This window comes from Micromonospora sp. WMMD558 (genome assembly GCF_049315255.1).
GTDB lineage: Bacteria > Actinomycetota > Actinomycetes > Mycobacteriales > Micromonosporaceae > Micromonospora.
The window spans coordinates 362,464-386,694 of the sequence record NZ_CP186061.1; the positions used below are offsets into that span (position 1 = coordinate 362,464).

A 24,231-nucleotide genomic window follows, 5' to 3' on the forward strand; every position below is an offset into this window, starting at 1 on the left:
GAAGAGGGGGTCCGTTCGGGGGTCCGGCTGAAGACTGACGTCAACGCTGACGTCGAGCCCGACCCCCGAACGGGGATCAAGCCGGAACTCATCACTGCCAATGCCTACGGCAGTAGGTGACGGTGTCGTTGGAAGCACGAGAACTCCTTTGGTTGAGGTGTGGGATGTAATGCTGGTGGCGTGGCCGGGCACGACAGCGCCGCCGGAGCGGAAGGTCCCGGTGAGCGTCATCCCGGCACCGCTCCTGCCGTGGTCACCGTCAGCGGCGCCCGCCTGCCGGCCGCCGGGAACGCGGCGAGACGAATGAGCGTGGGAAGGGCGCGGAGGTAGTTGGCGGCGGGGTGAGGGTTAGCCTCTTGGGTCATGTCCGACCCTGCGCCGCGTCCATTGCTATTCCTTGACGTGGACGACACCCTCATCCCGTTCGGAACACCCACGGCGGCTCAGCCGGGCATGCCGGGTGGCCACACCGAGGCACCAGACTTACCGGCCGACGCCCATCCCCTGCTGCACAAGGTCAATCCGGAACACGGCCGCCGACTGGGGGCCCTGCCGTGTGACCTTGTGTGGGCGACGACCTGGATGAGCGACGCGAACGATGTGCTCGCGCCGCTGCTCGGGCTGCCGACCCTGCCCGTCGTGGACTGGCCCGACTCCGACGAGGTGGGCGTCCTGCACTGGAAGACCCGTGGACTTGTCGAGTGGGCGCAGGGACGCCCCTTCGTCTGGGTCGACGACGAGATCTCCCACACCGATCAGCAGTGGGTACTGACTCATCACCATGGCCCGGCCCTGCTACAGCGGGTTGACCAACGTCGCGGGCTGACCGAGCACGACTTCACTGCCATCGAGAGCTGGCTCATGCAGGCGCCGTAGGGCGAGCTTCATCGCTGCGCAGCTGGATCAGGAGAGCGTCGGCCGCGTCCTGGCATCGCGCGTCGAGATCACCGTCGTCCCTAGCGCTCGGATCGGTGCGGAAGAGTTCGTCGAGCATCGTGCCCAACAATCGGTAGGCGGCGTCCTTCAGCAGCCGACGCAGGTCGCGGACAATGGCGTACGGCCGGCCGGTGAGGATCTTCTCCAACGACTTGAGGGTGTAGTCCAGCGCGAAGTTTCGGTCGATCCACAGCTGGGAGCGGCGGGCGAGGACCCCGATGCGCCAGTCCGCGTAGCGGGCCTCGACCCTTCCCATCGACGGGTCGGCGCGTCCGGTGAGTCCGGCCGCTTCAGCACGGCGGGTGTAGGCGGCACCGATCAGGCATTCCATGCCCACGAGCAGATAGCTGATGCCCGTGTAGAAGGGGCGTCCTGAGGTGTGGGCGGCCACCCACCGCTCGTCGTGGATCCCATCGATGATCTCGGCGACACTCAGCTGGGGTTGTGGTTGCAGCAACAGGTCGGTGCGGCCCTGGAAGGCGTACGTCTGACGTAGCTCGGCTGCGGTCATCAACTGGTCGAAGGTGATGTAGGTGAATCGCGGCGGAACGCCCAATGCGGTAAGGGTGCGGATGGCCAGAGCGTTCTGGTCGCCGGTGGTCTCCTTGTTGAAGCGGTCCAGGATCGAGGTCACCCCCGACTCCACGCCGAACAGGCAACGCCGCAACTTCCGCTCAACCAGGCCCCGCCAGAGGTGACCGCGGTCGAGGTGCCAGGCTCGGTCACGGTCGGGACGGACGACCTGGTCGACCCGGCAGCTCGTCTCCCAGGTGAAGCCCGCCTGGGCGAGGGTGTCCGCGACCTGCAGGGCGCGGGTGACAGCGTCATCGCCGCGTCCGATGAACTCCTCGTCGACCAGGTAGATCGTCCTGTTCAGATCCGGGTGCCGGTCGAACACCGCCCCCATCTGACGCAGGAGCCAGGGCAACGCGTCGGGACGCGCCCCCGCCCATTGCCCCTTGTGCCCGCGGGGGCAGAACGAGCAGTAGTTGGTGCAGCCCCTCGACGACTCGAGTTGTGCGACCCCACGGTGCGCAAAAGTACGGTCAAGCAGATCCAGTTCCGGCCACATGTCGGTCTGCGACCGGTTCGCCACGGTCGCGGTCCTGCGGGAAAGGTTGACCGGCAGCACGGTGCGCGACCGCCTGGTGCCCCGGAAACCGAAGCCGCGTATCTGCTCGACGTCCAGATCGCCATGCCAGTGAGCCAGCACGTCGGCGATCGTCGGCTCTCCCGCTCCCCTGCAGATGAGCAGGTTCGGATAGCGGTCCAGCAAGATCCGCTCGTTACGCACGGTCAGCGAGCCACCGGCGACCACCAGGGGCGGCCGGTCGAGGGCCGTGACCGCGTCCAAGAGGCGGACGGCGAGGTCATGCTGGCCGAAAGTCACCGACACGCCCAGCACCTCCACCCCGTCGCGGACCCGATCGACGATGTCTTCCAGCCCGGAACCGAGCTGCATATCCATCAGTTCGACCTGCCCGAGCAGGGTCGACCGGGCAGCTCGGGCCAGGTCGGAGATCGCCAACGGAAACCGAGGAAGTGGGAAGTGTTCCGGGTGGTAAAGCGACGTCAACAGCAGCCTCGGCCGTAGCAGCCGTCGCTGGCCCTCTGGAGTGAGCTGCGCGGCGGACAGCCAACTGTCCGGGTCGACCACCCTCAGGTGGTCGGCGGTCCACGTGGGCCATTCCCGGCTGCGGTGTGGCTGCCCGGAAAGATCGGCGGCCGTCCATTGTCCTGGCGGTTGTTGGATGAGGACCAGCCTGCGGTCCAGGGTTCCGGTCACCACTACCGTCCGCTCCTTCCTCATTGCCAAGCTCAAAGCGGCGCGTAGGGCGTACGGATCCTCCAACGGCACCGCCGCCAACGGCTCGGGACGGGGCGGGGTGCAGTCGGTGGCGTGCGCGCAGGCGTACAACAGCCGGTCGTGGACGGACGATGGCAGGTCACGCATGGAACACCTCCGTGACGGGGTTGGGCATGGGCGTGCGTCGCCGCCCCTGCGGCAGCGGCAGCAGGAGAGAGCGGTGAGAGGGCGAGAGATCCCGGTCAGCGCGGCGTGGTGGATCCGGCCCCGCCGTGGTGCCGGGCGGGCCAGCCGAGGAAGCGGTCGAACAGGTCCGTGACGTCGCCAGTAGTGCTCGGGTTGAGCCGATGCAGGTCCTCGATGGCCTCATGGAGAAGACCGGCCAGGTAGACGAAGAGGCCGACCCGGTTGTCGCGGTATTCGGCCAGCAGGGCGAGCCGTGCCCGTCCGCAGGGCCAGGGCTGCCCGCAGCGGCGGCACAGCCAGAGCGGACGCAGCGGCAAGTGCTCTGCCGGTAACGGCCGCTCCTACGCGGCTGCACCGGTTCCGTTCGTATTCATCGGCCGCGGCGCTTCCGCGCCTGTTGCTCGAACAAGACCCGCCAGACGTGTGTCAACAGCGGTAGGTCGGTCGAATCTGGTTCCGCCGACGCCGGAACTGCTGCGCGTTCTGTCGTCAGCTCGCCGGTCACGGCGTACCGCGACATGTACACAGTCATGGCCGGTCTCCGGCCGGTGCTGACCCCTGTGCGCGGTGGGCTTGCCGGCGTCCCGGCAAGCCCACCGGCGTCGGCCAGCGGCTGGGAGCACACCGCACCTCATCCGCCCACGCAGCCCTGCTGACGGTACGCGAACGGAGAGTCACCCGTGCGGTCGACGAAGTGCCCGGCGTAAGTGCCAGCCGGTGCGTCAGGTCGCGCTCCGACCTATTGCCGATCGGCACGTCCATCTGGGTCTCCCTGCCGTGAGATTGCCGCTGGCCCACCGCCGCACCGCTGGGATCGACGCGTCGGCACATCCAGGCTGGCTTGGGCGGTGGACCGACGGAATGTCTCGCCGGTGCACCGGCGGTGCACCTGCGGTCACCGCGTGTGCGGTTACCATCAGCTCCACCGGTGACTGTCCGTTCCGGAAGGACGTGCGATGGCTACGGTGACGACCTGGACCGGCCAGGACGCGAACGCGCTCCGCCATGCGTTGCGGATGAGCGTGATCGCCTTCGCCGAGCACCTCGGCGCGGCGCGGCGGACCGTGGCCAAGTGGAGCAGCCAGGGCGACAAGGTGCTCCCCCGCGCGGACATGCAGGCCGCGCTGGACACCGTGCTGTCCCGCGCCACACCTGAGGTACGGGAACGCTTCGACGCGTTGCGCGTGGCCGGCACCGACGGTGCACTTGTGGGTGCGGGTGGGCCGGACACCGGCCGGGATGCGGATACTGACGATAACGGAGACGGTGACTCAGGCTCGGATGGCGACGTGCGGCGCAGGCAGCTTCTAAGCGGAGCGGCGATTGGCGTCGCCGCCGCGCCCAACGTGGCGTCGTTGCTCGACGCCCTCGTCACGCCAGCGCACCCCGACGGTGGGACACTGTCCGTACCGCAGCTATCCCGAGCTGTCGCCAGTGCCAAAACCGACTATCAGGCATGCCGGTACGCGCACGTACTCGATCGGCTGGTGGCGCTACTGCCGTCCCTCGATGCGGTGCGGTCCGGCGTAACGGGCGAACAGCGCTCGCAGGTCGAGGTGCTGGCCGCCGACCTGTACCACGTCGTCGGCAGCGTCCTGCTGAAGCTGGACGATCGCGGGATGGCCCTGGTGGCGGCCGAACGGAGCACTCAGGCGGCTGCCATGAGCCAGGATCCGGTGGCGATCGCCGCGAGCGCCCGGATCATGACCCACGCGCTCATGAGCAACGGCCACGACGCCCAAGCGATGACCCTCGCCGGCAACGCCGCCGACTCGCTCGACCGGGACACCGGCCTCACGTCGTCCGATGCGGTGGCCGTCCACGGCGCCCTCGTCCTCCGAGGGGCCATCGCCGCCGCCCGCCGAGACGACCGGGGCACCGCGCACGCGATGCTCGATGAGGCAACCCGCGCCGCGACCCGCCTCGGCTACGACGGCAACGACCGGTGGACCGGCTTCGGGGCCACCAACGTCCTGCTGCACCGGGTCAACATCGCACTGACCCTCGGCGACGCCGGAACGGCCATCGCGATCGCCCGCACGGTGCCGCTGGACAAGGTGACGCTGGCCGAGCGCCGGGCGTCTCTGTATGTCGACGTGGCACGCGCCTACACGCAGTGGGGCCGCTACGAGCACGGCCTCAACGCACTGCGCACCGCGTACGAGGTGGCACCCGAGGAGATCCGCTGCCGCCCGGCGGTCCAACGCATCGCCGGCGACCTCGCCATGCTCGCCAACGGTTCCGTCCGCACCGCCGCTGCCGGCTTCGCCCGCAACGCCGGGATCCGGTTGTGACCGGCGGTCACCTCCAGATCGTCGTCTGCGGTGCCGGTCCGGCCGCCGATGTGACCCAGCTCGTCAAGGCTGCACAGCGGCGATCCTGGACAGCGGCGGTCACGGCCACACCGAGCGCGATGGGCTTCATCGACCCGCAGCCGCTCGAGAGCCTCACTGGTCATCCGGTCCGTTCGACCTACCAGTCGTCGCCCGGCATCCGCCGGTCGCTTCCCGCAACCGACGCATTGGTCATCGCTCCTGCGACCTACAACTCGGTCAACAAGATCGCTCTCGGCTTGGCCGACAACTACGCCATGACCTTGGTCGCCGAGCTGATCGGCAGACAGGTGCCGACCGTCATCGTCCCGTTCGTCAACGCCGCCCTCGCCGCCCGGACACCGTCCCGGCACGCCGTCGCCAGCCTCCGCGACGAGGGGGTACGTGTCCTGCTCGGCCCCGAAGACCAGTGGGAACCGCACCCGCCCGGCAGCGGCAACGAGCGGCAGAAAGCCTTCCCCTGGACGGTGGCTTTCGAGACAGCCGCCCAGCTCGCCCACGGGTCTCGACCGGCCGCTTCCGGCCACGCCTGACCGCAAACGAGTCAGCCACCGTGTCGCGCCAGGCTCGGTGCGTCTCGCCGCTAGCGTTGAAAGCCGTGGACCGAATCGCCATCATCGGCTGCGGTGGCAGCGGCAAGTCCACCGTCGCCCGGCAACTCGCGCAGATCCTCGACGCGCCGCTCATCCACCTCGACGCGCTCTATTACGACGAGCAGTGGAATCCCGTACCCAAGGACGAGTTCGCCGTCCAGCAGGAGAAACTCGTCACCGGCGAGCGGTGGATCATCGAAGGCAACTACGCCGGCACCCTGCCGATCCGGCTCGCCGCCGCCGACACCGTGATCTTTCTCGACCTGCCAGCCAGGACATGCCTGTGGGGCATCGCTGAACGCCGGTGGCGCTACCACGGCGGCCAACACCCCACCGACGGCGTCTACGACCGGATCACCTGGAACTTCGTCCGCTACATCCTCGGCTACCGGCGCACCATGCGCCCCCGCATCCGTCACCTGCTTCAAGAACATGGAGTGCAGGTCCGGCTCATCACTCTCACCAGCCGGCGGCACACCAACCGGCTCATCGACCGAATCAAACGGGAGACAAACCGGTGACCTGGCCTCGGGCTTCCACGAGGAGCCGACCGCGTCCAACCGACACCGAACAGGTCCAACGGCTCCCGAGCACCCACCGAGCGACCACCCACCACCGGCGTACGCGAAAAAGGCCCCGACCGGCAGGGAACTACCAGGTCAGGGCCTTGCTCGTTGGTGCGCCGCCAGGGACTCGAACCCCGAACCCGCGGATTAAGAGATTGTCTCTGTCTAGTCGTTGGGTCCAACCAAGTCGCGCGAATCCATCTGTTCGCGGTTGTGGCTTGACTCAGTCGGGTCAACGCCCCAATCAGTCCACCCGACCATGGGTCCGTCCATGGCACCCGAGCACCCGTCGAGCACCAACACCCGCCCGTAGATGGAGCTGCCATGGCGCATCACTCACTGCTCGTCGGGCTGCGAGGGTTGGGTACAGGCGGGTTGGTGGTTCCTCCGGAAATTCGGCGCTCGTCCTGACCAGTAACTGCTTGGCTGCACTGTCGTCCCGATTCTCGTGACGCTGCGAATATCATGCCCGATCTTCGACGCCGCCCGTGGCGCGTTTTTTGGCCACGCCGCAGCAACGACAAGGTTCGCCTGGATTGACACCACACGCAGGTTGGCACGCTCGGCGTGGAAAGCGCACCATGCTTCCCGCTGCTGGTCGTCAGCCATCTGGGTTCCGATGACCCCGTCGGCCCGATCAGGGAGCATGGGCGGGTCGGACGGTCTGCTCCCATCCGGCCCCCGGCGCGGTCGCGTACGAGCCATCCGTTGCAAAATGGGCCAGACGGTCGGGTTTGGACCAATTTACTGTCATGCGACCAGGCGCGACGAAATGATGTCTCGCGCCAAGCCAGCGAGCCCCGGATACCCCTATCACTTCCTCGCTTGCTGTGATACACCACACCAGTGACTGTGATCTTCCAGGACCCGCTCCGGCCACACGCGGTGCTGCGGGCGATAACCGAGCTCGTCGACAACCACGTAACGGCATTACGCATCGCAGTAGCCTACGTAACAACGGCAGGGGTAAAAGCCTTGATTGGCGATATCGCAACGGCTGCGGGTGGTCCTACTTGGAGAGCAGCCGAGAAGACACTGATCACAACGTTTGACTACGGGCGAACCGAGCCCGACGCCCTCCGCTTGCTGTTACGGCATGGCTTTGAAGTAAGAGTCGCAATTCTCGGATTGCACACATCGGAGCGACGGTCAGACGCCACGTCGTGGCATCCGAAAACGTACATCGTCTGCACACCGAAAAAGAGGAGAGCGTTCGTTGGCTCTGCGAACCTCAGCCGCCGTGCCCTCACGGTCAACACGGAAATGGGTGTGGTCGTCAAGGCGCCAGTGAGTGGAGAGCTTGACACCGCGTGGGAACAGTTATTTGCGACGTCAGAACTTCTAGACGAGCCGTCGCTTAGGGCTTACGAGCGAACGCGTGCACCTCAAGTACCGGAACCAGTTGAAGCAGCCGCCCCTGACGGAGCACCTCATCTCGATGACCTGCGCCTCTTCAGCGATGCCGTCCTTGACGGGGAGGTCCGCCCAGCCGACTTCAGTGCGCTTTGGCTGGACGCCGGCAGTATGAGTTCTAGCAGCTCGCACTCGCAGCTAGAGCTTCCCAGATATGCGTCTCGATTCTTCGGATTTGACTTCCGCCGCTACAACCGAAACCAGCAAACTATCGGAGAAATTGGCCTTGTGGTCGACAATTCCTCACCATGGACGCGATCACTTGCCTGGCACGGTGATAACGGCATGGAGCGGATCAATTTACCCACGCCGCGGATGCTTGCCGAGGCCGGTGTCGGGAGCCTTGAGTGGGCGAACACCGTCGTGCTGTTCCAGCGTGCCGCCAGCGGAGTCTTCATCGTAACGGCTGCCCATCCGGACAGCGGTGCCGCTAGGGCCTGGCAACGGGAGTCGGTGGCAACTGAGCAAATTTTTCGACTTGGTCAGAATTCAAGTCGCTTATGCGGGCTTATCTAGAGGCCCCATTCATGTCGGCTCTGCAATAAGGTGCTGGACAGCTGCTTCGGTCGCTCAGCAATCCTTGCTCGGGGGCGGACCGTTTGTCGCATTGTGAGACGAGCCTACCTGCGGCCCGCTCCTGGCATCCCGCCCGCGACCACCGGGGTTACGGAGGAGTGTCTCGTTCCATGACGGCGTTCGCTGCGTCAATGCCGTTGACGACCTCGTACTCGAGGTCATTGATCCCGATGCCGCGCTTGACCGCGTCGAAGTGGATGCGGGCGCAAACGACCTTTCCCTGCTCTGTGGGACGGAGCAATGCGATCTCGTTGACGCCCTTGGTCTCGAAGATGATGTAGCGATTGCCATCGGTGCGTTCAACGGTCAGCGCCCAGTCAGGGTTGTAGCGTCCCAGGGGGGTCGGGATCGTGAATGAGGATGGCAGCTTCACGAAGGCCTTGACCTCGGAGCGCCGCAGCAGCGCAAGCGCGAAGTCCTTCTCCCTGTTCGAGTCGACGACCAGGTACCGGTAGACGGAATTCCTCTCGAACGAGATCGCATTGCCCTCCGCGTCGGAGACGATGTTACCTCCGGAGCCGGTGTACCCGGCGACCTCGGCCTCGCGAAGCAGGCTGAGCGCGTACCGGCGGTCTGCTTCGGGACGGGAGGAGTCCACCAGTTCGTAGCGCAGTCCCTTGACCAAGAAGTCAGCCTTGGTGATGTTGAGTTGGCGGGCTACCTGATCGATGTAGGCCTGCGGGTTGTCGCGGAACTGCCCGAGCGTGCCGGACTCGGTAAGGACGTGAGCGAGCGTGGCACGGGTCAGCTGGGTTCGGTCTGCAAGAACAGACAGAATGTCGGGCAGGTCCTCGCTGTCGGCGTAGGTGACGTCCGTACGGCGCGCTGCGGCGGCTTCCGCGGTCATGCCACCTTGGTCAATACGCTCCACACGATGCGTGACCCACTCTCCCCGACGCTTGGGCACTGGAAGCATGCCGCGCAGCGCCCTGACCATTGCGGCACGCAGATCGGCTTCATCAACCACGACTCGGTACTCCGTGCGGTGCTGGATACGGTCCCACAGTTCCTGGAACTCGGGGCTCTCCAGGCGTTCCTGGACGAGGGGCACTGAAACGCGTTTGCCGGCCTTTTTGACGTCGATCGGCTTGGTCAGGCGTTTAATGAGTCCGAGCACTGCCTTGGTCGCGGCCTCGGAATCCACGGATTCGCTGACTACCTTCGCGAGATTCGCGTCGCCGGTCTGCACGGCCTGGCGCAGGCTGTCCTGCACCTTTCCCCTAAGGTCGACGTACCCCTCGGACAACAGGGCCTGGTACAGCAGGTGCGCGGCGGCCGAGCCGACCGAAACGACGTTCCCGTTCTCTGCCTTGAAGGACAGTCGCGCGAAGCCGTCCACGGTGATGACGCCGAACTGAATGTCCAGGTCGTCGGCCATCTCGCGCTGGAGACGTTCGGCGAACTCCTCGTAGGACTCGTTCGCGATCACAGTAAGGCGGTTGATGTCGAAGCCGTGCACACGGTTACCGGACCCGTCTACACACAGGCGCAGGCCACGACCAATGGACTGGCGCCTCCACCGCTCGGTGCCCATGTTTCTCAGGACGCAGATTTGGAAGACGTTGGGGTTGTCCCAACCTTCCTGCAGCGCGGAGTGGCTGAAGATGAACCGGAGGGGGGTGCCCGGAGTGGTCAGCCCCACCTTGTCTCGCATGATCTGCTCGTAGGCCAGACCAGCCTGCTGGCGTCCCTTGTCGGTGGTCTCTTTGGTGTCCACCAACACCTCGGCACCTCCCACGCGACGGTCCACGGAGAAATACCCCTGGTGGGCCTCCTTCGCAACCTTGTCGGCAGCGCTGCCGCCCAGCAGGGTGTTGAACTCCGGCTCACAGGCGATGCGCGCGTACTCCTCCTCGAAGATCCGCGCGTACTCACCGGGATGCGCCTCACCGTCGGGGCCGTACTCGCGGTACTTGGCCACGGAGTCAACGAAGAAAAGGCTAAGCACCTTGATGTCGCGCCCGTGGCTCGCGAACTCCTGCTCCTTAAGCAGGTGCTGCCGGATGGTCTGGGCGATCATCTGGCGGGATCGCTCAGCGATGCTAACCTCGGCGCCAACGCTATCGCCAACGTTCAACGGCTGCGCAACGGTGTCGAAGGAAATGCTCTCATGTCCCTCGGCCGCGTTGATGGCGACCACGGTGAGATTCTTATACAGGTCACGGCCGGTCACGTCCGCGAGATTTTTGCGTGACGTGGTGTCCACAGTGACAGTCTTGCGTTTGATCTCGTTGCCCTGCTCGACGTCCGCCTCGACGCGTGCCGTGATCGCTCCACCCCTGCCTCGCGTCACTCCGAGCAGCTTGATGTACGGGGTTGTCCCGCTGGCGGATGTGACCAGGGAGTCGACCTCGATTTGCTTGACCAGCTGCTTTTCGTAGGCGGCGATGGCGTCTAGGCGGTAGACGAGGTTGGCCCTATCACCCTTGGCGTGGGTGGCCGAGTAGCGCAGGGTGGCCAGGGCGTTAAAGTCCTCCAGCGCGCTGCGACCTGCACCCTTCTTCTTGCCGGTACCGGTATCGCCGTACACGCTCTGCGGCTCGTCGACGACGATGATCGGTTTCGTGGCCCGGATCAAGTCAGCGGGCACCTCAAAGTCGAGGTCCTCGGCCGGCTGGTAGATCTTGTTGGTCTTCTTATTGATCGCCGCGACCGTGGCGATCATGATCTCGATACTCGGCGAGGTGGCGAACGAGCGCACGCGAGAGAGGTTGCTGCCGTCAAACTGGAAGAAGTTCACCGGAGGGTTGCCGTACAGGGCTCCGAAGTGCTCGCGCAGCATCCGGATGGACGTCTCGACGCCCTCCTTGATAGCCACCGATGGCACCACCACCATGAACTTGGTGAACCCGTAGAGCTGGTTGAGCTCGTAGATGGTGCGCAGGTAAACGTACGTCTTGCCGGTGCCAGTCTCCATCTCGATGGTGAAGTTCATTGTGTCCAACGACGGCTCCGGAGTAAGACCGGCGCGGTTCTGCACCTCGTGCAGGTTGGTCAGGATCGTCTCCGGGTCCAAGCGAAGTATGTTGCCGTAGCCCCGATCGGAGAACCCTTCGAAGCCGGCGTGGGCGGCCGGATGGGCGTGCACGGTGAACTGGGAGGCCATGACCTCCTGGCCCCTGAACAGGCCCGTGACCGCGTCGATCGCCTGACGCTGGTATTCGAGGTCCGCGTCGAACGAGAATTTCACTTAGATGCTCCGCAGCGTGGTAAAGCCAGCCTGCTCAAGAGCAGCGGCGAAGTTGAGCTTGGCGGCAGAGTCGACGAAGCCCGTGTCACGAACCACGACCGTGGTGTCGGCGTCGCCCGGGTCCTCGTCACGCCAGGCCACCAGAGCCTTGGCAACCTCGTTCGCGCGCTCCACCGTCATACCCGTGCCGAAGTAGGCAAACAGCGTACCGGCCAGGTTGTACAGCCAACTGCCAGCGAGCTCGCGCGTCTTCAGCGGTGTGGTCAGGTCCACGCCCATGCGCAGCATCATCTCGACCAGCAGGTCATCCGTGGTGCGCCCGGGGACGAGGTTATCCACGGCTTCGAGCAGGTTGAGCTGGTCAGGCGTACCGTCCCAGGCCTTAACATTGCTGGAGGCTAGGCGGTAGGACCGGAAGCCGGTGTCGATATTTGCAGCACCGAGGGTCAGCTTTGAGACGATCTGCTTGCCCGCACGGCGCAGCCGCTCACGGGTGATGTCTGCGATCGTGTCGTAGCCGTCCTTGTCGACGGGCTCGTCAAGCTGGACCAAGATGTAGCGGCGGTTTCCCCCATCGGCTGCGTTGAGGTCCATGACGGCGTGGCCCGTAGACCCAGAACCTGCGAAAAAGTCGAGGACAAGCGCATCACGGTTTTCGCCGGTGACAACGTTGATCCAACGTCCGATGACCTCAGCATCCTTGGGAAACTCAAAAGGCGCCACACCGTCGAAGAGTTTCGCAAGGTTCCTGGTTGCCGCCCGGCGGTCTTTGTAAAAGGTCGGCTTGATAGCCTGGTGCGTCATGCGAGCAAGGGGAATCTTTCGGCGGATTCCGCTAGTGTGGTCCGGCCCAAAAAGAACCCTACCCTCGTCGATCTCGCGCTGCATTTTCCGAGGATCCGAATAGATCCATCCACGCCCAGGTACCACTACGGGCTGGCCCGTTACAGGGTGAAGGACATCATACCGCGGCCCGCCCCCACCGGGCCACGAAATGTTGTCGACCTTGATCAAAGTCCCATCAGTGTCCACTTTGACATTGTCAGCAAGCCCTGGGTCGAACCGACCCTTATTCTGAGACCACCACTTGCTGAGCATCCGCGTCGCCTTCTCGGCATCATGCCCTGACTCTTCCCAAAAGGAGGCACCTCGCTCAAGGACCTCATCAAGGCCTTCCTTCGGAAATCTCCATTTCATGTCAGCGGCGATGAGCGACTGAACGTTCAGAGCATAAACGAGCATGTAGTCGTGACCTCCGCCAATGAACCTTGCATCACTCTTGACGGCGCCTTGCCAGGTCACATTGGCAATGAAGTTTTCTGCACCGAAGACTCGGTCCATCAGAAGCTTGAGACGTGCGTGCTCCACATCGTCGATGGCCACGATGATGACGCCCGTCTCCTTGAGCAGGTGGTGGGCCACGAGCAGACGCGGATACATCATCGACAGCCAGGCGGTGTGCTTGGAGGCGGCCGACTTGCGGTCCTGGGCACGGTCGGAGCCTTCGCCGGTTTGGAGTGCGCCTTCGTCGTCTCGCTGGCCGGCTGCCGTCTCGTGCTCGGCCTGGGAGGTGGTGCGCTTGTCGTCGTAGACAAAGTCGTTGCCGGTGTTGTAGGGCGGGTCGATGTAGATCACATCGACCTTCTTGGTGTATCCGCGCCGCAGCAGGCGCAGAACCTCAAGGTTGTCGCCCTCGATCACGATGTTGGATGTGGTGTCCCAGTCAACGGACTCCTCGGGCTCAGGCAGGAGGGTGCCCGTCGCGGGGAGGGTGGACAGGCGGCGGGCCTCGGCCATGCCGGGCCAGCGCAGGCCGAAGGCCTCGGCGGTGTTGGGGGCGTCGGCATTGTCCCCCAGCAGGTCACGGAGCACATCGATGTCGACGGTGCCATCGACGACGGCGTCGGGGAAGAGACGGGCCAGAAGGCCGATGTTCGACTTGGCCTCGCCGGGTCCGGTCAGGCCGTTGACTGGTTCGAAGTCCAGGGTCACAGGGATGTCTTTCTTCTGCAGCGGGGAACGGAGCCAGGAGCCGTTTCGTCAGGTGGCACCGTGAGCGTCATCGTGGTCGGCACTGTAAAGGGTGTCTCTGACACGCCCAATCTCCCCGCGCAACGTCCGTGCTTTCGTGTTGAGGTCGATGCGTCGTTGCTGGCTCTTCGCCTGTTTGGCGTCCCGCACGACGGTGGTCAGTTCGGTCGTTAGGTCGGTCAGCCGCCGGCGCAGTGCGATGGCCTCGGCTGCTTGCAGAACTGTGCTGGCGAGGCGCCCGTCGGCGGCGGTGGTGCGTACGAGGTCGCGGTACAGCGCCCACATGTCTGTGCGGTCGAGCCGGTCCAGGTGCAGGGCGCCTGGTTCGATCTGCCCGACTGGCACCATGACGTGCGCGTCGATCACCGATGTCGACTGGGTGGGGTCCGTGCGGCTCACATGGCTGAGCGCCAGGGAGAGCATCGTGGGGTAGTCAGAAATGTGCACGAAAAGCACTACGGGCTTGGCCATGCTGCGGTGAACGAGCTGGGTCACTCGGGTGCGGTCGGCCGATGATGTCTTGTCGGCCAGGACGACCTCCAGGACCGGGACGTCGACGACGGCACGTTCCGCGTCCTCGTACTTGGGTACCTGGATGGTCTCGGGGCGTAAGATCCCGACCAGCTGCGCTGAGGCCAGCGCCTTGGTGATCAGACGTGCATCCCCCGGTGCCTGCTCCTCGAACTGGGCAGCAAGCATCTTCTTGGTGATGCGGTGCTGCTGGCGTGCCCCGTCGGGCAGACCAAGCAGGCTGACACCGTTGTGCTCGTGGGGTATGTCGATCACGGTCATGGAAAGAGCACCACCCAGGCGACCAGGTCTACGGCTTCCAGGCCAGGCGCGGTAGCGTCCGTGCCCAGCTCAGAGGGGCCGGCAGAGAACAGGGAGGCCACCATACTCTCCTCGGCTTTGCCTGAAGCCGCTCGGACCGCCATGTCCAGCAGGTTGCGGTAATGCTTCATGGATCTGCCCGACCTGGTTGCCTTGTCAAAGTCGGCGAGGACAGCGGCATCAGGTTGGGTGCTGCCCAGGCAGTGGTGGCGCAGGACGTCGAGGGCTAACTTAGGTTCCTCGATCGCGTGGGCAAGCCTGCCGTCGTCGGTCACGTAGATGAGCGCGTACGGGGCCAGCGGGTAGGACTTGGCGAAGGTGAATGCGTCGTCTCGCACTCGCAGGAGGAAGACCGCTCCGGGCGCGAGCCCGTCGTCGGCCAGGGTCTTGTCGAAGCGGGTGACGCCGAACAGGGCCAGGGGCCACCCGGTGATCTCCCGAATCTCTTCGCGCGGGCGTGCAGCGGCGTCCATGCGGAAGTCGGAGAGGGTCAGGTCGGTGATGCTCAGGCCGCCAGCTAGGTCTTCCATTGTGGGAGCGGCGTTCTGCATCTGCTGCAGCTGCCTGCGCCGGTAGTCGAGGTCGTTCATACCACCGGACGTGACGTCCAGTATGTTCTCCTCGCCGGTCGCGGAGACGTCCAAGAGGGTCATGCGGCTGGACACGCGCGTCTCGAGGTTGATGTAGGCATCCAGGTCCATGTTCGGCCAGAAGTTGACAAGCTGGACGCTAGTGTTGGTGGTACCCAGGCGGTCCACGCGTCCAAAACGCTGGACGATACGCACAGGGTTCCAGTGGATGTCGTAGTTGATCACCGTGTCGCAGTCCTGAAGATTCTGGCCTTCCGAAATCGTGTCGGTGGCAATCACGATGTCGATCTGCGGAGAAGCCAGATCACCGCCCTTGGAGCGCGGGGAGAAGGCGGTAAGCACGTCGATCATGCGGGTGGGCTTCATCGGGAGCGTAGTCCGGGTGGTCTGTCCGGTGATCAGGGCGACGTGCACGCCCAGATTGTCGTTGGCCCAGCGGGCCACGTGATTATAGAGGTAGTCAGCGGTGTCGCTGAACGCGGTGAAGACCAGGGCCTTGCGGTTTCCGTCGTTGGTGGGGTGCTCGGCTTTGTTGCGCAGGAACTGCTTGAGCTGGGCCAGCTTGGCGTCGCGCGTGGCGTCGACCACCCTCACCTCGGCTAGCAGTGCTGCCATGGTGTCCCGGTCCTGCTGGAGTTCTTGCCTCCACCTAATCCGATCGATGTCGGCGAGGAAGACCTTGACACTGCCGCCGACGGTGTCCTCGAACAGGGGGTCGTCCAGGTCGATGTTCTCCAGGTCGGCGAGGCTGTCGATGGAAGTTCCCTCGGTCCCGGTCGCCTCGTAGGCGTCGATGCTGGCGATCGCGCTGTCGATCGTGGCGAGAATCTTGTTGAGGGTCTTGCCCAAGGAGTTAACCGACGACTCCAAGCGCTTGAGTAGCCCTACTCGCAGCAGATGGACCACGTTGTTCTCGCGGTCGGTCTGCTTCCACACACGCTGACCGCCCGTGCGCACCTTTTGGTCGTACATGGCGGCGTACTTGCTCTCGTACTTGGTGCTCACGTAGGAAGTGGGCTTGTAGGCTGCCAGGTTCAGGCGAAGGATCGACCGGTTGATCTGCTCCAGCGGGATCATCGTGCGGGCCGAGTCGATGGGCGGAGTGAGGTTGATTGGGGCCAGGCGGTCGGGGAACTTCCCCACGTCCTTGGTCCCGTAATACTTCTGAATATGCTTGCGCGAACGGGCGATCGTAACCAGGTCTAGCAGGCGGATGTAGTCCATGCCGAGTGTGCCGACCAATGACTTCGTACTGCGGGTGGCCGCGGGCGTCCGCTGCCAGTCGTTGAAGTGCTTCTGCGCCTTGGCCAGGGTCGCCTCGATGCTCTTAATCCCATCTGCGGCCAGAGCCTGGTCGTCGCCCTCGGTAGCGAACAGGACCTGGTTCTTTAGATCGGCCAAACGGGTGTTCACGGGCGTGGCGCTGAGCATGAGGACCTTGGTCTTGGCACCGGTCTTGAAAACCTCGTTCATAAGGCGCTCATACCGGGTCGTCCGGCCCTTGACCTGCGGGTTGTTGCGGAAGTTGTGGGACTCGTCGATTACGACGAGGTCGTAGTTTCCCCAGTTGATGTTCGCCAGGTCTATGTTCCCGGACAGCCCGCTGGCACGGCTGAGGTCGGTGTGGTTGAGGACATCGTAGTTAAAGCGATCCTTTGCCAGCGGGTTGCGGTTGTCGTTGCTGCGATAGATAGTCCAGTTCTCTCGCAGCCGCTTGGGGGCCAGGACGAGGACGCGATCGTTACGCAACTCGTAGTACTTGATGACCGCGAGGGCCTCGAAGGTCTTCCCCAGGCCCACGCTGTCGGCGATTATGCACCCGTTGTGGCGCTCAAGCTTCTCGATCGCACCGAGTACACCGTCGCGCTGGAACTTGTAGAGCTTGTTCCACACGACTGAGTCGTAGAAGCCGGTCTTGCCGCGTCCGGCAGTCTCCTCGCCGGATTCCTCGATGAAGTCCTTGAATAAGGAGGTCAGGACACGCAGGTAAACGGACTCGGGGGCCCTGTCCTCAAAGAGAGCTCGGGCCGCGTCGAGGAACTCCTCCTGGACGGTGCGGGTGGTCGCGTCGTCGTACCACATCCGCTCGAAGTTGACGACGGCCTGCGCCACCTTGTCTGCGTCCGTGGTCTCGAGGGGGAAATACAGGTCCTGGGATGCCACCAGGCCCAGGCTCTCGGCCTCGAGACCTGCGCCGTCGACTACATAGGGGAAAGGGCCATTGACGCTCGTCCAGGTACCACGAGTACGGCGCTTGAGCGCTCTTGCCTGAAGATGTTCTTCGGCCCACCTCACGAAGGCGTGGGCGATGCGGTGCTGGTCCAGCCGTGCACGCTTGAGGTTCTCTTCCTCAAGCCCGTTGAGCGGAAACTCATCGAGACTATGTCCGTGCAAAAGCAGACGCAGGTCGACGTCGGCCAGCTCGTCTTGGAGCGCCTCGTAGACGAAGAGGGAGAGCGACTCCGACAGCGAGTCCAGCCGCGTGGCGCCGGTCAGGTGCTTACGCAAACGGACGATCGCATGGCCTGCGTCGCTGGGAACCATGAAGGCTGAACCTCCGGGGTGTGTTCGTTGTCTGGCGGGCCACGAGTGACGCCGACCCTATCGACGCCGTGTGGCTGGCCGGTCACACGGTAGCCGCCCGAGGCGGCTGAAATCGACGGTCGGCAGGGTCGGCCGTGCGGGGTCAATGCCGGAGTACCTCGCAGATCGCAACGAACAGGCTCGTTGCAGTACCCGCTGGCGACGCCGCTGGCTGACCCTGCGAGTTACGCCAGCCTTGCTGTACCACGTCGACGCGGGACGACAGATGCGGTTGCTTCGGCAGCAGCGTGTGACAGCTCGGGCAGGACGTCCCCGTAGTACTTGGCGGTGAAGTGGGGGCTGGAGTGGCGGAGTCGGTTAGAGATGATCTTCATCTGGACGCCGGCGGCGAGTCCCATGGTGGCGGCGCCGTGGCGGAGGTCGTGAAGTCGGATCAGTGGTAGCCCGGCTTGCGTGGCGAGGTGGTGGAAGTGGTCGGTGACGTCGGCAGGGTGGAGCCGACCACCGGTGGGCGTGGTGAACACGAGCCCGGTGGTGGTCCAGGCAGCACCGGCGGCGAGGCGTTCGCGGTTATGGCTGATGCGGTGGGCGCGTAGCACCGCGACGGTCTCGGTGTCGAGAGCGACCGCGGCCTCACTGTCGGTGGTTTTCGGTGTATCGATAGCGGTGGCCCAGCCGTGCTGGACGAGTTGCCAGCGGACGGTAAGGGCGGCTGCGTCGAGGTCGAGGTCGTCCCAGTGCAGGCCGCATGCTTCGCCTCGGCGTAGCCCTGTGAAGGTGATGAGGTGGTAGAGGGCGTAGAGCCGGTCGTTCGCGTCGTGGGCGTGGTCGAGGAATCTGCCGGTGTGTTCGGGGGTCCAGATCATGACGGGGCTGGGGGTTTTGCCGGTGTCGCGCCAGGTGCGGATGCGTTGGTCGGTCCAGATGGTGGGCTTGGGTGGTCGGGCTGTTGGTAGTTCGATCATGAGGGCGGGGTTGGTGTCGATGTAGCGGTGGCGGCGCATCGCGTCGTTGAGGGCTTTGCGCAGGGTGGCGTGGATGACGTGCAGGGTCCGGTTGCCGACGATCCGCTGGTTCTTGACCTGGTCGCGTTTGGCGGGGTCACGGCTGGCGCGCAGGGTGGCGATGGTGGTGTTGCGTTCGGCGATGGCGTCGTACATGGCGTCGATGTGGCCGGGGCGGAGCCGGTCGATGCGTAGGTGGCCGAGGTGCGGGATGAGGTACAGCCGGATGTGCCCTTCGTAGGAGCGCAGGGTGCCGGTCTTGATGTTCTTGCGCCCGGCGAGCCAGTCGGTCAGGTACGCCTGCATGGTCGGCAGCTCGGTGGGGGTGATGTCCAGGTGCAGCGCCCGCCGGATCTGGTCCGGGGTGGGCATGGGCGCGCCGGTCTTGACGGCGGTTTCGATCAGGTCTCCGGTCTTGACGGTGGTGTGCGGGTCGGTGGGGTCGGGGACGGCGAGCACCGCGCGGATGCGGTCCAGGACGGCGTCGGCGTCGGCCTGGGTGGCGTAGGGGCCGTGGCGTAGTGGGCGTCGGGTGCCGTCGGCGCGGGCGGGGACTTCGATCTGCCAGTGCCAGTGGCCGTGGGTGCGGGACCAGCCGCCGCCGGGCCGGCGAAGCTGGGGACAGGAGCGTCCCAGTCGCCGGCCCGTGACGCTGTCGCGGCAGCCGCAGCGTTTGAAGGTGGATCCCTTCACTCATCGTCTCCTGGATGCTTCGTATGGTGCCGCCAGCGGTACCGGGTGGAATCCGCTGGTGGCGGGGTCATCGCATCCACGCTCACCTTCGCGTCGGCATCAAGTCGTCGGTGGTCGTCGGTCGAAGCGGGGTCCCCGACCAGCAGGAGCTGAAGAAGGCTGGCAACCGGGACGATGATGCGGCTGCCGGCCCGGATCAGCGGTACGGGGAACTGGTCGGTGGCCGCGAGCCGGTACGCCTGGGATCGGCTGATCCCGAGCACCGATGCGGTGGTGGCCAGGGTGGTGGTCACGCCGAGGGCACGGATGCGCTCGATCGTCCACACCTCCCCGACGCAGGGCGCGGTGGTGGTGCTGTCAGTCGTGGTGCGGGTGGTCTGGTCAGCGTGATTCGTTGGGCTGTTCATGATCAGGGTTCTCCTGGTTATGAGATGGATGGGTGTGCGGTAGGAGCGGGGTAGCCCCGTCGGGGTCGACCGGCGCAGGGGTGGCTGCTCCGCCACCGTTGCGCCGCTCCGGTGACAGAAGCGGTGGCGTCGGGTTGGTCGGCACGGCCGGGCTCACGATCAGCTCGGGTGGTGCCGACGACTCGACCTTGAGGGTCTTCAGGAGTTCGGACACTCGTGTGTTGGACACGGTGTGACCGGCTGCGCGGAGGGCTTCGGCGAGCGCCGCCCGGGTCAGTGCCTGCCCGTCCGCGGTGAGCCGGTTCCGAATGTTGCGCGCCGCCGGCAGCAGCTCGGCCACGTCGCCGGGCTGCTGCGCGGACGGTCCCCGGTCCGCTCGCCGCTGCCGGTCCCGTCCGCCACGTCTACGGCCCGCATCTGCTACGCGGACGGTCCGGTTGATGCTGGACCGCTCCTCCGTCGTGAGGGCGGACCGGGTCGCCTCGCCTGGTCCGCCGTCCGCCACGGTCCGCCCTGACTCACCCGGCTGGTATCCCAGCACCGCCACGGCAGGGGCGGGCGTGGTGGTGCTGGTGCGGCCGAGGGCGATCTTGACCATGACGAGGAATCCGAGCGCGGGTACGGCGGCGGCGACCCAGCCGATGATCGAGGGTTCGGCCTCGACGACCTGCGCCGCCAGGGACAGGGTGACCGCGCACGCCAGCACTGTGGCCGGGATGACCGTGGAGGTGTGGGCGCGTTTGCGGCGGCGCAGTTCCAGTCCAGAGGCGATGGACATCAGTTCCAGGACGATCGCGTCGGCCCAGGCCAGCCAACCGGGCTGGTCGTGCGCGGCGGCCACGTTGTGGACGTGGGTGAAGCTGGCCGCCCCGGCCGCGCCGCCGATGGCCAGCATGATGACGACCTGGACGACGCCCTCCACGCGGCTGCCGCGCGGACTGCCGTCCGGGTCAGGGACCGGTGCTGTCGTGGCCCATCACCTCCTCAACCCTGACCGGCGTTCCGGTCCGTCCGCCAGCGGTAGGCGGCAGAACCGAGCAACGGACCGACCCGGCGTCGGACAACAGTCGGGACGGGGACCGGACACCGGTCGCGGACCGCCCAACGCGGACGCCGGACCGAGAAGTGGTCCGCCGCTGTGGGAGCGGACGACTGGTGCTCTCACGGATCTGTCAGCGCCGACCGCGCTGCTCACGACAGATCCGTGACAGACGCCGGCCGTTGATGTCCGCTGCGCAGTGGAGGTACTGCCCACGGCCGTCGTGCCGTCGCCGATCACGCGGCCTCACCCGCGCGGCTGGAGACATCAACGGCATACCCGGCCAGATCCGCTAGCCGCAGCCGCTGCCCTTCCCGGCCGGCCATGGCCCACACCGCCTCTGCTGGGCCCAGGCCGGCCGTCGCGGCGTGGTCGCGGGCCCCGGTGGCGACCGGCACCGCCAGCGGCACGTCGGCCAGCACGCGGCGTAGGTTGCGCTCGCGGGCGGCCGAGGGCAGCCAGAACAGCACCGGCCACGCCCGCTCGATCGTGCCGAACAGCTCCTGATAGCCGTCCACCTTGCCGGCGAGGATCGACAACTGCTCGGCCCCGGTGTCGTACTCGACGAAGAACGGCACCTCGACATCGTTCTCGACCCACCGGCCGTAGCCGTCCGGGCGAACCCTCGGCTGATACGCCCGCACCAGCCCCGGATCCTTCCGGCTGGTGAAGGTACCGGCGCGCTGGCACACCACCTCCGGCAGCCACTCCAGCAGGCCGGTGCCCGGGTGGGTGCGGGCGCGCCCGGCCAGGTCGGTGAAGAACCCGTTCACTCCGAGGCGGTGGGTGAGGCTGCGGGTCGAGGTCCAGCGCCGCCGCTCCACCCGGGCATGGTCGCGCCGGGGTGGGCGTTCGTCCCGGCTGGCCGCGACGACCTCGGCACCGAGTTGGTCGATGACGTAGTGGTACGGGTACGAGCCGCCGTCGGCCCGCTGCGGCCGGAACCGAGCGACGAGGCGCAACCGGTACAGCGTCCGCAGCCGCCGCTGACAGAAGTCCAACGACGGGAACAGAGCGTTCGCGAGCTGGAACGACGTCAGCACGCCGTGGTCGTACAACCAGCTCAGCAGCACACGGTCACGGCCGGTCAGTTGGGACTGGACCCGAAGGACCGGATCATCCACCGGCTACCACCTCCTTCCCGGTATGGAATGCCAGCCCCAGGGGGAGAGACCCGAGACCAGGCAGGGTCTGTCGCAGGACAAGGCTCCAGCGCTGACAGACGGGCTGACCTGCGGTGTGAGAGGAAACAGGGGGTCGGTTCGGGGGTCCGGCTGAAGACTGACGTCAACGCTGACGCCAAGCCCGACCCCCGAACGGGGATCAAGCCGGAACTCATTACTGCCAATGCCTACGGCAGTTGTTGGAGGTGTCGACGGAAGCACGAGAACTCCTTGGTTGAGGTGTGGATGTGGTGCTGATGGGGTGGTCGGGTCACCACAGCGCCGCCGGAGCGGAAAGGCACCGGTGAGATGCATCCCGGCGCCGCCCCTGCCGTGGTCGCCGTCAGCGGCGCACGCCTGCCGGCCACCGGGAGCACCGGCGAGACGAATGGCCTTTGGAAAGCGCGGAGGTAGCCGGTGGCGGGGTGGGGGCTAGCCTCTTGGGTCATGTCCGACCCTGCGCCGCGTCCCTTGCTGTTCCTCGACGTGGACGGCACCCTCATCCCGCTCGGAACACCCACGGCGGCTCAGCCGGGCATGCCGCATGGTCACACCCCGGCACCGGCCCTAACGGCCGACGCCCATCCCCTGCTGCACAAGGTCAATCCAGAACACGGCCGCCGACTGGAGGCCCTCCCGTGCGATCTCGTGTGGGCGACGACCTGGATGAGCGACGCAAACGATGTACTCGCACCCCTGCTCGGGCTGCCGCCTCTGCCCGTCGTGGACTGGCCCGACTCCGACGAGGTGGGCGTCCTGCACTGGAAGACCCGTTGGCTGGTCGAGTGGGCGCAGGGACGCCCCTTTGTCTGGGTCGACGACGAGATCTCCCACGCCGATCAACAGTGGGTGTCGACTCATCACCCCGGTCCGGCGCTGCTGCATCGGGTCGACCCACGTCGCGGGCTGACCGAGCACGACTTACAGTCATCGAGAGCTGGCTCAGGCGGGCGCGGTAGAGCGAGCTGCACGTCGTCGCAGTCGCCGTGCTGGGGGGACTGTCTGGCCCCTCAGGACCAACGCTGGGAAGCGGTGCGCCGGAACGGCGACCGGGAGCTGACTGAGCTGCTCTACGGGGACGGAACGTTCGGTAGCAGGTCGTCGTCGCGTCCGGTCTGGGGTAGCCCAGCGGCAGCGGCGATGGCCTTGACGGCCTCGTTCAGTCCGGTGGTCTCGGGTAGGACGAGTTCGTCGGGCCAGCCCAGGACGTCTTGGGCGGCGTACCAGCCGCTCATGTTCTCGGCGGTGAACTCGCTGGCCTGCGGGCGGGTGAGGTGCCGGCGCAGGGTCTCGGCCAGGGACACATCGAGGTAGCAGAACAGCGACCGGCCGCGGTGGTCGTCCCGCATGGCGGTCAGCGCGCTGCGGTATCGGCTGGTGTGCATGATGCCGTCCAGCACTACGTGGTAGCCGTGGTCCAGCGCGAACCGGACGGTCTGCGCGATCAGCGCAGGCGCGATGCCGCCGGGCAGGTCCCGTTCGCGCAGCAGGATGCGGCGCAGGTAGTCCTGCTCGACCAGGGCGCAGCCCCGGCCGTGTCGGCGTCGTAGCTCGCGGGCGATGCTGCTCTTGCCGGAGCCGGAGTTGCCCCGGATGCAGACGAGGATCGTGTCCGGGCTGCCAGTGGGTTCAGCGAACACGATCCCTCCTCGGATTCACTTTCTATGGACGGTGAGGCTGAGGGCGGCGACGGCCAGCTGGGTGAGGTCAGGAAGTTGGTCCTCGCCGAGGGTGACGCCGCGCAGGTTGTCCAGCGGCGTCTTGAGACCGTGGAGCCGGCTGCCCCGCAGGTCGGTGCCGTCGAGGTGGCAGGAGTCCAATTCCAGTCCGGCGAGGCCACATGACCGCAGCGCGACGCGCGGTAGTCGGCAGGACGACCACGCGCCGTTGGTAAGAGTGCAGTCGGTGAACGCGACCGAGCCGGCAGCGGTGACACGCTGAAGGGTGGCGTAGTCGAAGCGGCAGCCGTCGAACAGGACATCCTTCAGGCGCACGTCGGTGAGTCTGGTGCCGGTGAACCGGGAGCCGGTGATCGCGCACCGTTCGATGGTGATGCCGGTCAGGGTCGCGCCGGAGAAGTCGGTGCGGGTGATCTCGCAGCCGTAGAGGCTGCCGGCTTCCCAGGTGCTCTCGCTCAGGTCCGCGCCGGTGATCATGCTGCTGCGGATGCTGTTGTCCTCAAGGTGCGAGCCGCGCCACGCGGCGCCTTCGATGAGGGCCTCGGTGAGGCGGTCGGCGAGGTCCATGGTGGTGTCGAGGTCGTCCGGTTCGAGGTCCGGCAGCAGGACCTTCACGTCGCCGATCGTGGTGGTGCGCATGTGTCCTCAAC

The 24,231-nt window shown here is 65.9% G+C and carries 18 protein-coding genes and 1 pseudogene; 6 read left to right on the forward strand and 13 right to left on the reverse strand.

Annotated elements, in window-relative coordinates:
• Positions 1 to 387 precede the first annotated feature (387 nt).
• Positions 388 to 876 carry an HAD domain-containing protein gene (locus ACN26Y_RS01695; protein WP_370463377.1) on the forward strand — a complete coding sequence of 163 codons (489 nt, stop codon included), beginning with the start codon at positions 388 to 390 and terminating at the stop codon, positions 874 to 876.
• Here ACN26Y_RS01695 and ACN26Y_RS01700 read toward each other — a convergent pair.
• From ACN26Y_RS01700 to amcA, 3 genes are all read right to left on the reverse strand, one after another.
• The gene (locus ACN26Y_RS01700; protein ID WP_422734116.1) at positions 860 to 2,890 is read right to left on the reverse strand and encodes a B12-binding domain-containing radical SAM protein; all 2,031 of its coding nucleotides are present in this window, start codon (positions 2,888 to 2,890) and stop codon (positions 860 to 862) included. The two genes, ACN26Y_RS01695 and ACN26Y_RS01700, sit on opposite strands and share 17 nt — an antisense overlap.
• Before the next feature lie 95 nt (positions 2,891 to 2,985).
• Positions 2,986 to 3,246, reverse strand: a complete 261-nt coding sequence (locus ACN26Y_RS01705; RefSeq protein WP_422734117.1) for a hypothetical protein — start codon at positions 3,244 to 3,246, stop codon at positions 2,986 to 2,988.
• 53 nt (positions 3,247 to 3,299) lie between these two features.
• Entirely contained in the window at positions 3,300 to 3,461 is a 162-nt protein-coding gene (gene amcA, locus ACN26Y_RS01710; RefSeq protein WP_422734118.1) for a multiple cyclophane-containing RiPP AmcA, read from the reverse strand.
• A 424-nt stretch (positions 3,462 to 3,885) separates the two neighbouring features.
• Between amcA and ACN26Y_RS01715 the strand changes: the two genes are divergently transcribed.
• From ACN26Y_RS01715 to ACN26Y_RS01730, 4 genes are all read left to right on the forward strand, one after another.
• Positions 3,886 to 5,223 carry a hypothetical protein gene (locus ACN26Y_RS01715; protein WP_422734119.1) on the forward strand — a complete coding sequence of 446 codons (1,338 nt, stop codon included), beginning with the start codon at positions 3,886 to 3,888 and terminating at the stop codon, positions 5,221 to 5,223.
• Positions 5,220 to 5,795, forward strand: a complete 576-nt coding sequence (locus ACN26Y_RS01720) for a flavoprotein (protein ID WP_155333755.1) — start codon at positions 5,220 to 5,222, stop codon at positions 5,793 to 5,795. The genes ACN26Y_RS01715 and ACN26Y_RS01720 overlap by 4 nt, the downstream gene beginning before the upstream one ends.
• Positions 5,796 to 5,860: 65 nt before the next feature.
• A complete protein-coding gene (locus ACN26Y_RS01725; RefSeq protein ID WP_155333756.1) occupies positions 5,861 to 6,376 on the forward strand; it encodes a topology modulation protein in 516 nt (171 codons plus the stop codon).
• Between the two features lie 891 nt (positions 6,377 to 7,267).
• On the forward strand, positions 7,268 to 8,350 hold the full coding sequence (locus ACN26Y_RS01730; protein ID WP_422734120.1) for a phospholipase D-like domain-containing protein: 1,083 nt from the start codon (positions 7,268 to 7,270) through the stop codon (positions 8,348 to 8,350).
• Between the two features lie 148 nt (positions 8,351 to 8,498).
• On the opposite strand, the gene ACN26Y_RS01735 is transcribed toward ACN26Y_RS01730, so the two are convergent.
• The 8 genes from ACN26Y_RS01735 to ACN26Y_RS01770 all read right to left on the reverse strand — a co-directional run bounded on the left by ACN26Y_RS01735 (position 8,499) and on the right by ACN26Y_RS01770 (position 21,863).
• Positions 8,499 to 11,600: a DEAD/DEAH box helicase family protein gene (locus ACN26Y_RS01735; RefSeq protein WP_422734121.1), complete on the reverse strand. Its 3,102-nt coding sequence runs from the start codon at positions 11,598 to 11,600 to the stop codon at positions 8,499 to 8,501.
• A complete protein-coding gene (locus tag ACN26Y_RS01740) occupies positions 11,601 to 13,592 on the reverse strand; it encodes a site-specific DNA-methyltransferase (protein ID WP_422734122.1) in 1,992 nt (663 codons plus the stop codon).
• Positions 13,593 to 13,640: 48 nt separating this feature from the next.
• The gene (locus ACN26Y_RS01745) at positions 13,641 to 14,423 is read right to left on the reverse strand and encodes a DUF4391 domain-containing protein (RefSeq protein ID WP_422734123.1); all 783 of its coding nucleotides are present in this window, start codon (positions 14,421 to 14,423) and stop codon (positions 13,641 to 13,643) included.
• A complete protein-coding gene (locus ACN26Y_RS01750) occupies positions 14,420 to 17,596 on the reverse strand; it encodes a helicase-related protein (protein ID WP_422734124.1) in 3,177 nt (1,058 codons plus the stop codon). Before ACN26Y_RS01750 ends, ACN26Y_RS01745 begins: the two co-directional genes overlap by 4 nt.
• Before the next feature lie 224 nt (positions 17,597 to 17,820).
• Positions 17,821 to 19,293 (reverse strand): tyrosine-type recombinase/integrase, encoded by a 1,473-nt coding sequence (locus ACN26Y_RS01755; protein WP_422734126.1) that lies wholly within the window; start codon positions 19,291 to 19,293, stop codon positions 17,821 to 17,823.
• Positions 19,290 to 19,700, reverse strand: a complete 411-nt coding sequence (locus ACN26Y_RS01760) for a helix-turn-helix transcriptional regulator (RefSeq protein WP_422734128.1) — start codon at positions 19,698 to 19,700, stop codon at positions 19,290 to 19,292. The genes ACN26Y_RS01755 and ACN26Y_RS01760 overlap by 4 nt, the downstream gene beginning before the upstream one ends.
• Complete coding sequence (locus ACN26Y_RS01765) at positions 19,675 to 20,622, reverse strand: DUF2637 domain-containing protein (protein ID WP_422734129.1); 948 nt, start codon at positions 20,620 to 20,622, stop codon at positions 19,675 to 19,677. The genes ACN26Y_RS01760 and ACN26Y_RS01765 overlap by 26 nt, the downstream gene beginning before the upstream one ends.
• 353 nt (positions 20,623 to 20,975) lie before the next feature.
• Positions 20,976 to 21,863 (reverse strand): replication-relaxation family protein, encoded by an 888-nt coding sequence (locus ACN26Y_RS01770; RefSeq protein ID WP_422734130.1) that lies wholly within the window; start codon positions 21,861 to 21,863, stop codon positions 20,976 to 20,978.
• 486 nt (positions 21,864 to 22,349) lie between these two features.
• Here ACN26Y_RS01770 and ACN26Y_RS01775 point away from each other — a divergent pair.
• Positions 22,350 to 22,763, forward strand: a pseudogene (locus ACN26Y_RS01775) (HAD domain-containing protein); the annotation flags it as partial.
• A gap of 209 nt (positions 22,764 to 22,972) precedes the next feature.
• Here ACN26Y_RS01775 and ACN26Y_RS01780 read toward each other — a convergent pair.
• A complete protein-coding gene (locus ACN26Y_RS01780) occupies positions 22,973 to 23,542 on the reverse strand; it encodes a kinase (RefSeq protein WP_422734131.1) in 570 nt (189 codons plus the stop codon).
• Positions 23,543 to 23,557: 15 nt separating this feature from the next.
• On the reverse strand, positions 23,558 to 24,220 hold the full coding sequence (locus ACN26Y_RS01785; RefSeq protein WP_422734132.1) for a pentapeptide repeat-containing protein: 663 nt from the start codon (positions 24,218 to 24,220) through the stop codon (positions 23,558 to 23,560).
• Positions 24,221 to 24,231 lie beyond the last annotated feature (11 nt).

Bases quoted from the DNA above. Each gene is read 5' to 3' on its own strand.
- ACN26Y_RS01700 (WP_422734116.1), bottom strand. From the start codon at position 2,890: ATGCGTGACCTGCCATCGTCCGTCCACGACCGGCTGTTGTACGCCTGC.
- amcA (WP_422734118.1), bottom strand. From the start codon at position 3,461: ATGACTGTGTACATGTCGCGGTACGCCGTGACCGGCGAGCTGACGACA.
- ACN26Y_RS01715 (WP_422734119.1), top strand. From the start codon at position 3,886: ATGGCTACGGTGACGACCTGGACCGGCCAGGACGCGAACGCGCTCCGC.
- ACN26Y_RS01745 (WP_422734123.1), bottom strand. From the start codon at position 14,423: ATGACCGTGATCGACATACCCCACGAGCACAACGGTGTCAGCCTGCTT.
- ACN26Y_RS01750 (WP_422734124.1), bottom strand. From the start codon at position 17,596: ATGGTTCCCAGCGACGCAGGCCATGCGATCGTCCGTTTGCGTAAGCAC.
- ACN26Y_RS01760 (WP_422734128.1), bottom strand. From the start codon at position 19,700: ATGAACAGCCCAACGAATCACGCTGACCAGACCACCCGCACCACGACT.
- ACN26Y_RS01785 (WP_422734132.1), bottom strand. From the start codon at position 24,220: ATGCGCACCACCACGATCGGCGACGTGAAGGTCCTGCTGCCGGACCTC.